Annotated in this window: 11 protein-coding genes; 9 read left to right on the forward strand and 2 right to left on the reverse strand. The window is 45.6% G+C overall.

Annotation, left to right across the window (positions count from 1 at the left end; translation table 11 throughout):
• Positions 1-60: 60 nt before the first annotated feature.
• The 5 genes from IGI71_RS00370 to cydC all read left to right on the forward strand — a co-directional run bounded on the left by IGI71_RS00370 (position 61) and on the right by cydC (position 7,125).
• Positions 61-1,020 carry a helix-turn-helix domain-containing protein gene (locus tag IGI71_RS00370; RefSeq protein ID WP_086294331.1) on the forward strand — a complete coding sequence of 320 codons (960 nt, stop codon included), beginning with the start codon at positions 61-63 and terminating at the stop codon, positions 1,018-1,020.
• Between the two features lie 187 nt (positions 1,021-1,207).
• Positions 1,208-2,638 (forward strand): cytochrome ubiquinol oxidase subunit I, encoded by a 1,431-nt coding sequence (locus tag IGI71_RS00375; protein WP_430616040.1) that lies wholly within the window; start codon positions 1,208-1,210, stop codon positions 2,636-2,638.
• Positions 2,635-3,654: a cytochrome d ubiquinol oxidase subunit II gene (gene cydB, locus IGI71_RS00380; protein WP_005226530.1), complete on the forward strand. Its 1,020-nt coding sequence runs from the start codon at positions 2,635-2,637 to the stop codon at positions 3,652-3,654. Before IGI71_RS00375 ends, cydB begins: the two co-directional genes overlap by 4 nt.
• On the forward strand, positions 3,651-5,372 hold the full coding sequence (gene cydD, locus IGI71_RS00385; protein ID WP_430616041.1) for a thiol reductant ABC exporter subunit CydD: 1,722 nt from the start codon (positions 3,651-3,653) through the stop codon (positions 5,370-5,372). Before cydB ends, cydD begins: the two co-directional genes overlap by 4 nt.
• On the forward strand, positions 5,365-7,125 hold the full coding sequence (gene cydC, locus IGI71_RS00390) for a thiol reductant ABC exporter subunit CydC (RefSeq protein WP_005232834.1): 1,761 nt from the start codon (positions 5,365-5,367) through the stop codon (positions 7,123-7,125). The genes cydD and cydC overlap by 8 nt, the downstream gene beginning before the upstream one ends.
• Before the next feature lie 54 nt (positions 7,126-7,179).
• Here the strand turns inward: cydC and IGI71_RS00395 are convergent, their stop codons facing one another.
• A complete protein-coding gene (locus tag IGI71_RS00395; RefSeq protein ID WP_429967570.1) occupies positions 7,180-8,160 on the reverse strand; it encodes a polyprenyl synthetase family protein in 981 nt (326 codons plus the stop codon).
• 93 nt (positions 8,161-8,253) lie between these two features.
• On the opposite strand from IGI71_RS00395, the gene IGI71_RS00400 reads away from it, so the two are divergent.
• The 3 genes from IGI71_RS00400 (at position 8,254) to IGI71_RS00410 (ending at position 11,475) form a co-directional block, all read left to right on the forward strand.
• Positions 8,254-9,156 (forward strand): prenyltransferase, encoded by a 903-nt coding sequence (locus IGI71_RS00400; protein ID WP_008376658.1) that lies wholly within the window; start codon positions 8,254-8,256, stop codon positions 9,154-9,156.
• Positions 9,157-9,187: 31 nt separating this feature from the next.
• The gene (locus tag IGI71_RS00405; RefSeq protein ID WP_430616043.1) at positions 9,188-10,396 is read left to right on the forward strand and encodes an NAD(P)/FAD-dependent oxidoreductase; all 1,209 of its coding nucleotides are present in this window, start codon (positions 9,188-9,190) and stop codon (positions 10,394-10,396) included.
• A 137-nt stretch (positions 10,397-10,533) separates the two neighbouring features.
• Positions 10,534-11,475 (forward strand): FAD:protein FMN transferase, encoded by a 942-nt coding sequence (locus IGI71_RS00410; protein ID WP_218193005.1) that lies wholly within the window; start codon positions 10,534-10,536, stop codon positions 11,473-11,475.
• A 65-nt stretch (positions 11,476-11,540) separates the two neighbouring features.
• On the opposite strand, the gene IGI71_RS00415 is transcribed toward IGI71_RS00410, so the two are convergent.
• Positions 11,541-12,455 (reverse strand): LysR family transcriptional regulator, encoded by a 915-nt coding sequence (locus IGI71_RS00415; RefSeq protein WP_016611628.1) that lies wholly within the window; start codon positions 12,453-12,455, stop codon positions 11,541-11,543.
• Positions 12,456-12,718: 263 nt separating this feature from the next.
• Between IGI71_RS00415 and IGI71_RS00420 the strand changes: the two genes are divergently transcribed.
• On the forward strand, positions 12,719-13,324 hold the full coding sequence (locus tag IGI71_RS00420; RefSeq protein ID WP_008376652.1) for an NADPH-dependent FMN reductase: 606 nt from the start codon (positions 12,719-12,721) through the stop codon (positions 13,322-13,324).
• Positions 13,325-13,326 lie beyond the last annotated feature (2 nt).

A 13,326-nucleotide genomic window follows, 5' to 3' on the forward strand; every position in this document is an offset into this window, starting at 1 on the left:
TAAAGGCTCTTTGCGAAAAGCAACTGCTTATTTCAATATATTGAAAAAGAAGGTGAAAAAATGAACAATTATGGTGCGACAGTGAAAGAGCTTCGCAAAAGCAAAGGCTTGCTGTTGAAGGAATTGGTGGATGAACAATTGTCGATGTCTTTGTTATCGCAATTTGAAAATGGCAAAACGACGATTTCCTGCGAACGATTTCATCGTTTGCTAGATAAACTAGAAGTTAGTTTTGCCGAATTTCAGCTGCTACATACGGGGGAGCATCATTCGGAGGCTCAAAAGCTAATGGTTGACTATGTCCGTTCGATGGGGATCGAATCCATTGATGAAGTACCTAAATTAAAAAAGAAATATCAAAAGCTGACCACGTACTTTCAACAGCATTACTCCTTGGAGCTGGACCACTTCTTACAACTGATCCGTTTTGACTACTTGATGAAAGAGGAGCTTTTTAAAGGGGTGCCCATCGAGGAGGCTTACTTGAAACACAATTACTGTTTGGACTCTGCCAAGCATTACTTGCTGAATACCGATACATGGGGTGTTTATGAGCTGCGGCTGTTTGCCCGCGTAGCAATTTCGATGGAGCCGGCTTTGCTTTGGCGCTGCTTGACGATCGCCATCAAAAAGAGTCAGCGCTTTGCAAAAATTCCTGGCAATGAAGATATTTTGTACAACACGTTTGAGACGGTATTTTCTGTCTTTGCTGTTTTCGACGAGGCGAATTATGCGGAAAAGACCTTTCATTTATGGCGAGATCATGTTTATGAAAAAGAGCACATTGAACAAGCGATCTTTATGCCGTTTTTTGAAGGCTGGACATGTCTATTAAAACAAAATAAGGCACAAGCAGCGGACTTGATGCAGCAAACGTTAGATCAGCTGGAAAGATTAGGGATGAAGAACACGTTTGCTATGTATCAATTATTAAGCACATCTGTATTGAAAGAAGAGTTCCCAGGGATTTTATTGAGTGATCCATTGCTTTCTGAAGGAACCCGCTTTGGCTGGGAGTAGCTAGAAAAAGCTGTTTCCCGCCGATGAAAGCGCCTTATGTTTAAGAATCGGAGAGGAAGTGATTAAAAATCAGTAAATGCAAGCAATTTGCTTCTTTTTTACTGATTAGAGGAGTATATTCGAAGTTGGAATTTTTCTTTATTTAGAATTATTTTAATGTACTTTTTATGAAATAGGAGGATGTAGGATGGATATTGTGACACTAGCGCGAATCCAGTTTGCGATGACGACGATTTTTCACTTTTTCTTTGTACCGTTTTCGATCGGAACTGGTGTCGTCGTTGCAATTATGGAGACACTTTATGTGATCAAAAAAGATGAAAAATATCGCCGGATGACGAAGTTTTGGGGAAATATTTTTCTATTGAGTTTTGCTGTCGGGGTCGTGACAGGGATCATTCAAGAATTTCAATTTGGGATGAACTGGTCAGACTATTCTCGTTTTGTCGGGGATATTTTTGGTGCGCCCTTGGCTTTAGAAGCTTTGTTGGCGTTCTTCTTAGAATCGACGTTCTTAGGACTGTGGATCTTTACATGGGATCGGGTCAGTCCCAAGCTGCACGCCACCTTTTTCTGGTTGGTGACGCTGGGTTCGATGCTATCGGCGTTTTGGATCTTAGCTGCCAATAGTTTTATGCAGCATCCAGTGGGGTATACCTTGAACAATGGCCGGGCAGAAATGACTGACTTCGGTGCATTATTGGCAAATCCACAGGTGTGGTATGAGTTTTTACACGTGATCACAGCAGCCATCACGATGGGTGGAATCATTGTTGCTGGTTTATCAGCCTTTCGTCTATTGAAGAAAGACAAAGACATTGAACGTGATTTCTTCAAAAAATCAATGCGGATCGGTTTTGCGGTGGCATTGTTCGGTTCATTCACCGTCTTGCTAGCTGGGGATGAACAAATGAAATACTTGGTTGAAGAACAACCAATGAAATTTGCCGCAATGGAAGGGGCCTATGAAGATACTGGGAGTCCTGCGGCTTGGACCGTCGTTGCTTGGGCGAATGAAGCAGAACATCACCAAGTCTTCGGTGTTTCGATTCCATATATGTTGAGTATCTTAGCCTTCAATGAACCCTTCGGCTCCATCGACGGGATGGATACGGTCAATCAGCAATTGATTGAAACCTACGGCGACCGTAATTACTACCCGCCGGTCAACACACTCTTTTGGAGCTTCCGGATCATGGCTGGTTTTGGTGCCTTGATGCTGTTGGTTTCTGGTCTGGGGTTGTACTTTACGCGTAAGAAGAAACCGTGGCTCTTTGAAAAACGCTGGCTGCTTTGGGTAGTGGCGATCACTTTGTTCACCCCATTTATTGCCAATACAGCTGGTTGGCTGATCACGGAGTTAGGACGTTACCCATGGACGGTTTACGGCTTGTTTACGATCGAAGATAGTGTGTCACCAAACGTTTCCGTGACCTCACTCTTGATCTCAAACATCGTTTACTTCCTCTTGTTCTCTGGCTTGGGCGGAACGATGGTCTATCTGGTGAAACGGGAAATGGATCATGGACCTGAAAAAGAAGCCTTCGGCGAAATCAGCCAAGGAGACAAGCAAGAAGGGTACGAAGACCCATTTGATAAGGAGGCGTTTGAAGGATGACCGGTCTGCAATTACTATGGTTCACGTTGATTGGGCTTTTATTTTCTGGCTTCTTCTTCTTAGAAGGGTTTGACTTTGGTGTGGGGATGTCTGTGCAGACATTGGCCCACAATGAAGAGGAAAAAGACCAGATCGTTAAAACGATCGGGCCTGTCTGGGATGGCAATGAAGTGTGGCTATTGACCGCTGGCGGAGCGATGTTCGCCTCGTTTCCATACTGGTATGCTTCTTTGTTCAGCGGTTTTTATTTGATTTTGTTATTGATCTTAGTCGGGTTGATCATTCGCGGTGTTTCCTTTGAGTTTCGAGCAAACTTCCCGAAAGAACACAAAAACATTTGGAACTGGACGTTGACGATCGGCAGTACGATCGTACCGTTTTTCTTCGGTCTGATGTTTGTCAGCATGATCCAAGGAATGCCTTTGGGTGAAGATGGCAACATGACGGCAACCTTTACGGATTACGTCAATCCCTTTTCAATCGTTGGCGGGATCGCGTTGACCTTGTTGTGCTACTTGCACGGATTAAACTATATCGCTTTGAAAACGGAAGGTCCGATTCGGGCACGGGCACGCAACTATGCAAGTATTTTTTATGGCATCTTATATGCAGGCTTAGTCGTCTTTGCTGTGATGCTTTACTTCCAAACGGATTTCTTCGAGAATCATTTTGCGACAACGCTTGGTTTGTTGCTCGTGATCGTTGTCCTGACACTGATTGCAAATATCGGCGTCTTTAAAGGCAAAGAAATGATGGCTTTCATTGCGAGCGGCTTGACGTTGATCGCTTTGGTGGCATTGATCTTCACAGGGTTATTCCCAAGAGTCTTGATCAGTTCGATCGATTCAAGCTATGACCTGTTGATCGCTGATGCGTCTTCAAGCCGCTACACATTGAAGATCATGAGTTATCTTTCACTGACGATCTTGCCTTTCGTCTTGGCCTATACGGCTTGGAGTTACTATATCTTCCGTAAACGGATCAGTCATACGGAGGCGTTGGAGGGGTATAAATGATTGATAAACAAATCATGAAGCTCCCAGGAATGAAACAACTTTTAGGGCTGCTTGCGGGACTTTCGTTCCTGCAGGCGCTCTTCATTATTGGGCAGGCGTATGGATTGGCACGTGCCATCACTGGCTTATGGGAAGGACGACCATTAGAGGAACAGTGGGGCTGGATTCTGCTGTTCTTTTGTTCGTTTATCGCCCGACAAGCCGTTATCTATTTCCGTTCCAAAAGACTTGATGATTACAGTTACCAGCAAGCCGCCGATCTGCGGGATCAATTGTTGGAGAAATTGTTTCGGGTCGGTCCTCAGATCGCACAACAGCAAGGGACGGGGAATGTAACAACGATGGTCTTGGAAGGGATCAACCAAGTCGAAAACTACTTGAAATTGATTCTTGCCAAAATCATGAATATGTCGATCATTCCTTGGATCATTTTGGCACTCGTTTTTTATCTGGATTGGGAGTCGGGCTTGGTCTTGCTGTTGGTGTTCCCCTTGATCATCATTTTTATGATCATCTTGGGCTATGCCGCGCAAAGCAAAGCGGAAAAACAATACCGAACGTTTCAATTACTGTCCAATCATTTCATCGACTCCCTGCGAGGGATCGACACGCTGAAATTGTTTGGGGTCAGTAAAAAATACGGTAAAAGTATCTTTGCTTCCAGCGAACGGTTTCGCAAAGCGACGATGGCTTCATTAAAAGTCGGTATTTTATCGACCTTCGCCTTAGACTTTTTCACGACCTTATCGATTGCCGTCGTGGCAGTCTTGCTAGGCTTGCGGCTGATCAATGAAGGAATCTTGCTGTTTCCAGCGTTAACCATCTTGATTTTAGCACCAGAATACTTCTTGCCGATCCGCGACTTTTCCAGTGATTACCATGCAACCTTAGACGGAAAAAATGCGATGACTGCGGTGACGGAGATCTTGCATCAGCCCGAAGCCCAAGTACCGGCAGTAACGGTGCCTCGTTGGCAGGAAGACGCCCAGTTAACGATCGATCAGCTGGCGTTTTCCTACGAGGAAAAAGCGGCTTTGACGGATATCAACTTGAACGTGACTGGCTTCAAAAAGATCGGGATCATCGGTTTGAGCGGTTCTGGCAAGTCTACCTTGATCAATACCTTGAGTGGCTTTCTCGTGCCAGACAGTGGCGAGATCACTCTCGGAGGGGCGAAGACCACGGCCTTTCGCCAAGCAAGCTGGCAAGAACAGCTGATCTATATTCCGCAAAATCCTTATATCTATCGGTTGACCTTGCAGGAAAATGTCGCGTTTTATCAGCCGACAGCTACCAAAGAAGCCGTACTGAAGGCCATTGAAGTGGCAGGCTTGACTGAGCTTTTGGCGGAGCTGCCGCAAGGGTTGGACACGATGTTAGGAGAAGGGGAACGGCATCTAAGTGGCGGACAAGCCCAACGGATCGCTCTAGCCCGTGCCTTTTTAGACCAGCAACGAAAGATTCTTTTGTTTGATGAACCAACGGCTCATTTGGATATTGAAACCGAAGTTGCCTTAAAGGAACGGATGCTGCCGCTGATGGAAAACCGTTTAGTCTTTTTTGCAACCCATCGCTTGCACTGGATGGAAGAAATGGATGAAATCATCGTGATGGATCAAGGAAGAATCGTGGAACAAGGAACCTTGGCACAACTGCAGCAAAAGCAAGGTGCTTTTACAGAACTAGTCAATGGAATGAGGAGGGAACAGCTTGAATAAAATCGGCTTATTGCGCTCATTGAAAACTGATACGTGGGTCAAGCCTTTCTTGTCAAAATACAAAAACGTTTTGGCGCTGGCCTTATTCCTAGGCTTCTTGACCTTTTTCTGTGGTGGGGCACTGATGTTTAATTCTGGGTACCTGATCAGCCGCTCGGCATCGATCCCAGAAAACATTCTATTGGTTTACATCCCCATCGTACTGACCCGAGCGTTTGGGATCGGCCGTCCAGTCTTTCGCTATTTGGAACGGTTGACCAGTCATAGCTGGGTCTTGCGCATGACCTCTAATTTACGATTGAAATTGTACAACGTAGTAGAAAAAGATGCGATCTTCTTTAAGCAAGCGCATCGCACGGGGGATATCTTGGGCTTATTGGCAGAAGATATCAACCATATTCAAAACCTGTATTTGCGGACGATCTTTCCTACCGTGATCGCTTGGATCTTGTATGCGTTCTTGATCATTGGACTCGGCTATTTTTCTTGGTGGTTTGCTTTGGTGATGCTGCTGCTATTAGGAACCATCGTCTTTGTCTTGCCACTTTGGTCGGTGATCATCAACGGCGCGCGGCAAGAAAAGCAAAAACATATGAAAAACAACTTGTATACGACACTGACGGATAATGTATTAGGGGTTTCTGATTGGGTCTTCTCTCAAAGAGGGAGCGAGTACGTGGCTGCCCATAAGGAACTGGAAACGCAGTTGCGGGCGGTGGATGAACAGATGCTGTCCTTTGATCGCCGGCGTGATTTTCTTTTACAAAGCATCTTTGGGGTGATCGCTGTCGCATTGCTGCTTTGGACCAGCATTCGCTTTCCAGGTAACCACGGAGGAGCAGCCAACTGGATCGCTGCCTTTGTCCTGTGTGTCTTTCCTTTAGTTGATGCATTTGCGCCATTACCGTCAGCTGCTCAAGAAACCAATCGGTACAAAGACTCCATCGATCGCTTCAATGCATTGCCAGAAGAAAATCGCCAAGAGGTCTCCATGGAGCAACCGTTAGTACCTGAAGTGACGGGCCTCGTGTCGATCACAGTCAAGGACTTGCATTTTCAGTATCCTGAAGGCAAAGAAGTGCTTCATGGGCTGGATCTAACGATTCCTGCACATCAAAAACTAGCGATCCTTGGCCGCAGCGGTTCTGGGAAAAGTACATTTGCCTCCTTGTTGCGAGGCGATCTGCAACCGACGCAAGGGGCGATCACCTTAAATGACGTGCCAGTGACGGCATTGAGTGAGTCAATCAGTGACTTGATCGGTGTCATCAATCAAAGTCCCTATCTTTTCCATACGACCGTCTTGAATAATATTCGGCTAGGCAATGAGTCGGCTTCGGAAGAAGAAGTCTGGCGCGTACTGGAGCAAGTCGGGTTGAAAGAAATGGTGGCAGCTTTGCCTAATGGTTTGGCGACGATGGTGGATGAAGCCGGCTTGCGTTTTTCTGGTGGAGAACGGCATCGTTTGGCATTGGCGCGAATCTTGCTAAAAGACACCCCAATCATCTTATTGGATGAGCCAACCGTCGGCTTAGACCCAATCACGGAGCAAGGCGTACTTGAAACCTTTTTCCAAGTGCTGGAGAACAAAACGATCATTTGGATCACCCACCACTTGCAAGGAATTTCGATGATGGATCGTGTGCTTTTTATTGAAGATGGTCAGTTGACCATGAGCGGAACACCTGCCGAATTGGCCGCAGAAAATAAACATTTTCAACACTTATTGGCCATTGACCAAGGACGACGATAAAAAAGAGCGTCCATCAATCAGTGATGGACGCTTTTCTTCTCATTGCTCTATGGCTCAGTAATTGCGCTGCAAGAGCAGTTCAGTTAATGAACGAATTTTGGCCTTGCTAGGTGCTTCTGGCAGCAGATCGATGTCGTCTAAGGCTTTTTGCGTGTAGGTGACCGCGAAAGCGCGCGCTTTTTCGACACCGCCGTAACGGACGACAAGATCCGCAACTTCTTGGGCTTCTGCCAAGGAGAGTGCTGCTTTTTTATTCAAATAAGGAGCGAATGCTGCAGGTGCCTGTTCTTTGGCAAATAGCAGCGGCAAGGTATAGACCCCTTGCGCCAAATCTTCTAGAATCGGTTTTTTCAAGGTGCCGCTATCAGAGGTGTAGTCGAGAATATCGTCGAATACTTGAAAGGCGATCCCGATGTTGCGACCGATCTCACCAGCTCGTTCTTGGTTTTCTGTGTCGAGGCCGCCAAAATGAGCGCCTTCGAGACAAGCGAGCCAAAACAGTTCAGCGGTTTTGCCGTTGATGCTTTGCAGATAGTCGTCAATCGATTCATGGATGTTGTAGCGAGTGTGCATTTGATCAAGTTCACCTAAAAGGAGTCGTTTCATGGCTTGTGCGTTGGTTTTTAAAAACGGGGAGCCATTCATACTTTCGATCAAAAGCTCAAAAAATTGGGTGAACAAAAGATCACCCGTGTAGACCGCGATATCCTTGCCGTATTTGGCTTGAACAGTGATTTGACTGCGCCGCAGCGGCGAATCGTCAATAATGTCGTCATGGATCAAAGTGGCCATGTGTAAAATTTCTAGAGAAGCAGCAATTTTTGTTAATTGGTCGGTTTTTTTATAATGGGGATCGCCTAAGTCAGCAAATAAAAAAAAGAGCGCTGGCCGCAGCATTTTTCCACCTGAATAAGTAAAGTCGATCAAAACATCTTGTATCTCTTTGTTACGAACAGTAACGTGTTCTTCAATGATGGAACATACGGTTTTCAATCGTTGTTCGATCGTCGGATAATCGATCCAAAAGTCAAACATAGTATAACCCTTTCTAACAGTCATTCAGCCCTTATTCTAGCGTAAAGGGGCGTGATTGACTAGTTTAATGCACTCACTAAAGGAGGTGAAGTTGTGACGCTACCTGTATTTTTAGAACTTGTCGAATTTAAAGCAAAAACCGCCAGTATTTTGCCATTTTTTATTGGTGTCTGCTACAGCTGGTACAATTATCAAACGATTCATCTTGGCTATGTCTTGTTGTATTTCATTGCCATGCTGATCTTCAATATGGCGGTGGATATTTTAGATAACTACAACGATTACCATCATGCCACAGAAGGGCATGATTACAAAGAAAAAACCAATATCATTGGTCGGGAACAATTGTCTGTCAAATTGGTTTTTTGGTTGATGGTCTCCATGATCATCCTTTCCGCTGCCATGGGGATCGCCTTGGCAATGGTGGTTGGCTGGCCGCTCTTTTGGATGGGGCTGTATTGTTACCTAGTCGGGATCTTTTATTCCTCTGGTCCACGGCCGCTTTCTAGTTTGCCTTTAGGCGAGTTCTTTTCCGGCTTTACGATGGGCTTTATGATCTCATTGATCTGTGTCTATCTTAATGCCTATCAAACCTTTGAATGGAACATTGCCACGATTGGCAGTATTTTCTTGATCTCATTACCCAACACATTATGGATCGCCAACTTGATGCTGGCAAACAACATTTGTGATCTGGAAGAGGATGAAAAAAATGAGCGCTATACGCTGGTGCATTACCTTGGTAAAGCCCGTGCGTTGAAATTATTTATCGCGATGAACGTCTTGGCATTTGTTGCGATCATTGCCTCAGTTGCTCTCAACATTGCGCCTTGGTCACTGGTTCTGACCTTTTTCGCGGCGCCCTTTGTCTGGCAACAGACAAAACGATTTATGCAAAAACAAATCAAAAGAGAGACCTTCATTTGTGCCGTTCGGATCCTTGCGGTCGGAGCATGCGTACAAGTGCTGAGTTTTGCGATTGGTTTGATTTTATAATTTTTACAGCAAAGAAAGGAAGTAAGGAAACATGAAGGAAGTTGTCATTTTAGGAGCAGGGTATGCTGGATTGCGAGCATTGCACGTACTGCAAGGAGCAAAAGAAGCGTTTCACATCACATTGATCGACAAAAACGATTATCATTATGAGGCAACCGATCTTCATGAAGTTGCGGCTGGTACGCAACCAAGAGACCGCATTTGCTATCCCATCAATGATGTCGTTCGTCCCCAAAAGACGAGCTTTGTTCAAAAGGAAGTTGCGTCGATCGATCGTAACCAGCAAGTGATCGTTTTTAAAGATCAATCCACGTGCACGTATGATTATTTGATCGTGGCGTTAGGCTTTGAATCAGAATCATTTGGGATCCCTGGTGTCGAGGAGCATGCGTTGGAAATGGTGGATGTCGACTCCGCAGAAAACATCTATCATCATTTGTTGAAACAAATGAAGGCATACAAAGAAACACAAAATCCTGACTACCTAAAAATCGTTGTCTGCGGTGCTGGTTTTACCGGAATCGAATTGCTAGGTTCATTGGTGGAAAACCGTAAAACCTTTGCGAAAGCAGCAGGCGTCAAGCCAGAAGATATCAAACTGTATTGTGTCGAAGCAGTGACTCGTTTATTACCGATGTTTGATGAAAAACTATCGGATTATGGGATCAAAAATCTCGTTAAATGGGGCGTGAACTTCCTGACTGGTAAACCCATCAAATCAATCAAACCGGGTGTCGTTGTCTATCAAGATGATGCCGATACAGGAGCAACAGCTGAATTATCAGCCAAAACCATCGTTTGGACCACAGGCGTCAGCGGCAGCCATGTGATGGCTGAATCAGACTTTTCTGCTCGTCGGGGTCGCGTGATGGTCAATCAAGACCTAACAGACCCTGATCATAGTAACGTCTATGTTGTCGGTGATGTTTCAGCAGTCATGGACCCAGCGACCAATCGCCCGTATCCAACAACGGCTCAAATCGCTTTGAAGATGGGGCAGCATGCGGGTAAAAATATCTTACGTCAAATGAACGGGGAAAAACCAACAGATTTCTACTTTGAATCATTAGGTTCAGTGGCGTCTATCGGCAATACCCATGCCTTTGGCTTAGTAGGGAAAATGGGCATCAAAGGCTATCCCGCTTCCGTGGTGAAAAAAGCCATTATGGACCGTTCCTTGTACCAAACCGGTGGGGTCAAAGAAGTATTGGCGAAAGGCCGCTTCGACTTTTATCATTGAGTAATAGAGACAGCAGACTGCGAGGGTGACCTCGCAGTTTTTTTTTCAAAAAAAGCAGTGGCGGCATCCCGCAGACTACTTTTTTCTCCCAGAAACTGCTATGATAGCCAAAAGAAGAGGACAAAGGAGCAAGGACAATGGCAGAAGGTCAACGAGTGTTACAGGGAATGGGAACGGTGATCACGATTTGGGTGCAGCATGAAACCCCAGAAGTGATCTTAGAGGAAGCAGCGAAAAGAGCCGTGGCCTTTGAACAGCGTTTTAGTGCCAATGACCCTACGTCGGAGTTGATGCAGATCAATCAGCAGGCAGGACAAGGAGCGATCGCCGCCACACCGGAATTGGTTGAATTGATCGCACTAGGGAAAACCCATAGCTTGCCAAAAGATAGCTACTTAAATATTGCCATCGGTCCTTTAGTGCAGGAATGGCGAATCGGGTTTCAAGATGCCCATCTACCAACGCCTGAGAAAATCGCTGAACTGCTGCCAAAGACTGATCCCGCCAAGATCGTTTTGGATGAAACGCTGCAGACCGTTGGGTTAGCTGCCGGCATGAAGCTTGATCTAGGGGCCGTTGCGAAAGGGTATTTTGCTGATTTGTTGATGGCGTATTTCAAGCAGGTCGGTGTCACAGCCGCTTTGATCGATCTTGGGGGCAATGTGGTGACTTACGGCGATGCCCCGAGCCATGCTGATGGCTATTGGCGGATCGGGATCCAAAATCCTTTCTTGCCAAGAGGGAATTTTGTCGCCGCGTTGAAGGTACACAATCAGTCAGTCGTTACATCAGGGATCTATGAACGAACCTATCAGGTAGCGGGCAAGACCTATCATCATATCTTTGATCGAGAAACGGGCTATCCGTTAGAGTCAGCCATTGCCAGTGTCACGATTCTATCCGACAAATCGGTTGATGGAGAGATTTGGACGACCCGCTTATTCGGCAAAGAGCCACCAGCCATCTTGCAGGAGCTGGCGCCGTTAGAAGGGATCACTGGATTAGTCATTACCAAACAAGGTGAATTGATCTATCCGCAAGAATTAGCACGTTTGATCGAAACGCCAACAGCAGAATGAAAGCAAGCAGCGATCACCTAGGAATATAGGTGATCGCTGCTTGTTTTTTTTGTAAAAAAGGAAAGCTAGACGTGGTGCAAAAAGGCCTCGATCAAGGCGGCTTCGCTGTTTGACAATGCCCGTTCGGCTTGGTGGGCAATAAAATAGGTGAGGGACAAGAGTTCCTCTGGCATTGGATAAAGATTAAAAGGGGTCGCGGTCGCTGCTTGTAGCACGCTTTCTGGTACGATCGCAATCCCAAGGTTGTTTTCTGCCAATGCCGCTGCTGTATAAATATTGCTGCTTTCTATGAGAACCGTCGCCTCTACTTTGTATTTTTGCAGCAATTGATCGATTTGGCGCCGAATCGCCGAGCCGCTGGCGGTCAAAATCAATGGACTTTGCAGCAAGTCTTTGACGGCCAATGAATCAGGCGCTAAATACCGCCTCCCTGGTTGATACAGGGAAGAACAAGGCGGAATGATCGCTAGATACCGTTCTTGATTGGTACTGTGGACCGTTAGATTCGGTGCGATCGTCTCAGGATTTTGTCCGATAAAAAAGTCCAGCTGCCCATTCAGCAGGCGTTTTTCATTGTGCTTCGGCAGGTCTTCCCGCAAGAAAAAGTGCACGTTGGGATAGTGTTCATAATACGCAGGCAAAAAGAGCGGCAGCAGGTAAGAACCAAGGCTTGGCAAGATGCCTAAGCGCAAAGAACGCTTCTCGGTCGCGGTATACCAAGACAGCCGACTTTTCAATTTGGCAGACTCTGTTTCCAAGGTTTCCAGATATTGATAATAGATTTTACCAGCTTCCGTCAGTTGAAAATGACCCGGCTGCCGATTGATGATGGGGGTCCCTAGCTCTTGTTCGGCACGTTTCACGGTTTGTGTCAAGTAAGGCTGTGAGATGTAGAGGTCTTTGGCGGCTTTGGTATAGTTGCTATGTTTTAGCAAGGTATCGAGGTATTGCAGCATCAGATGGGAATCTTTAAGTGCCATTGCGTGGTCCTCCTAGTCATTTTTCTTATTATAACAAATTTGTTATCGATGAATAATTAAATAAATATTTCACAAATAAAGAATTCAGCCGTACACTTAATGGGTACTTGGGGAAGATTTTTTTGTTTAGGAAGAAGCCTTTCATCTCAGTAGGTCGTAAAAATCAACTTGAGAAACGATTGAAAAAAGAAATCAAAGCCAATGGTCAAAAACTTTTTATTTTTTGTTAAATGTTAAATTATTCACAATTAGGAGAGATGATAATGAAATTGATTGGAATCGTAGGAACCAACTCGACGCGTTCGACCAACCGTCGCTTACTGCAATTTATTCAAAGCCATTTTAGTGACCAAGCGGAGATCGAACTTTGCGAAATCAGTGATCTGCCGGCATTTAATGAACCAGAAGATCGGACGGCACCAGCGGCAGTCCAAGCCTTGTCAGAGAAGATCGAAGCAGCAGATGGGGTAATCATCAGTACACCAGAATACGACCACTCGATCCCAGCGGTGTTAAAAAGCATGATCGAATGGCTTTCTTATACGACGCGGCCTTTGATCGATAAACCAGTGATGATCACGGGTGCTTCTCTTGGTGCATTAGGTTCATCGAGAGCCCAAGCCCACTTGCGTCAGATCTTAGATGCGCCTGAAGTAAAAGCCCGAATCATGCCGAGTGCGGAATTTTTGTTAGGGCATTCCATGCAAGCCTTCGATGAACAAGGAAACTTGATCGATAACGAAAAAGTTGCCGAACTAGAAGACTGTTTCAATGAATTTGTCTTGTTCGTCGAAATCACGAACCGTCTGGTCAGTGAATATTCAACGGCTAAAGAACGAGCAAAGAAATTTTCGTGGGAACAAGCATAAGA

The sequence above is a fragment of the Enterococcus sp. DIV1279b genome, assembly GCF_050531515.1.
GTDB classification, from domain to species: Bacteria; Bacillota; Bacilli; order Lactobacillales; family Enterococcaceae; genus Enterococcus_D; species Enterococcus_D casseliflavus.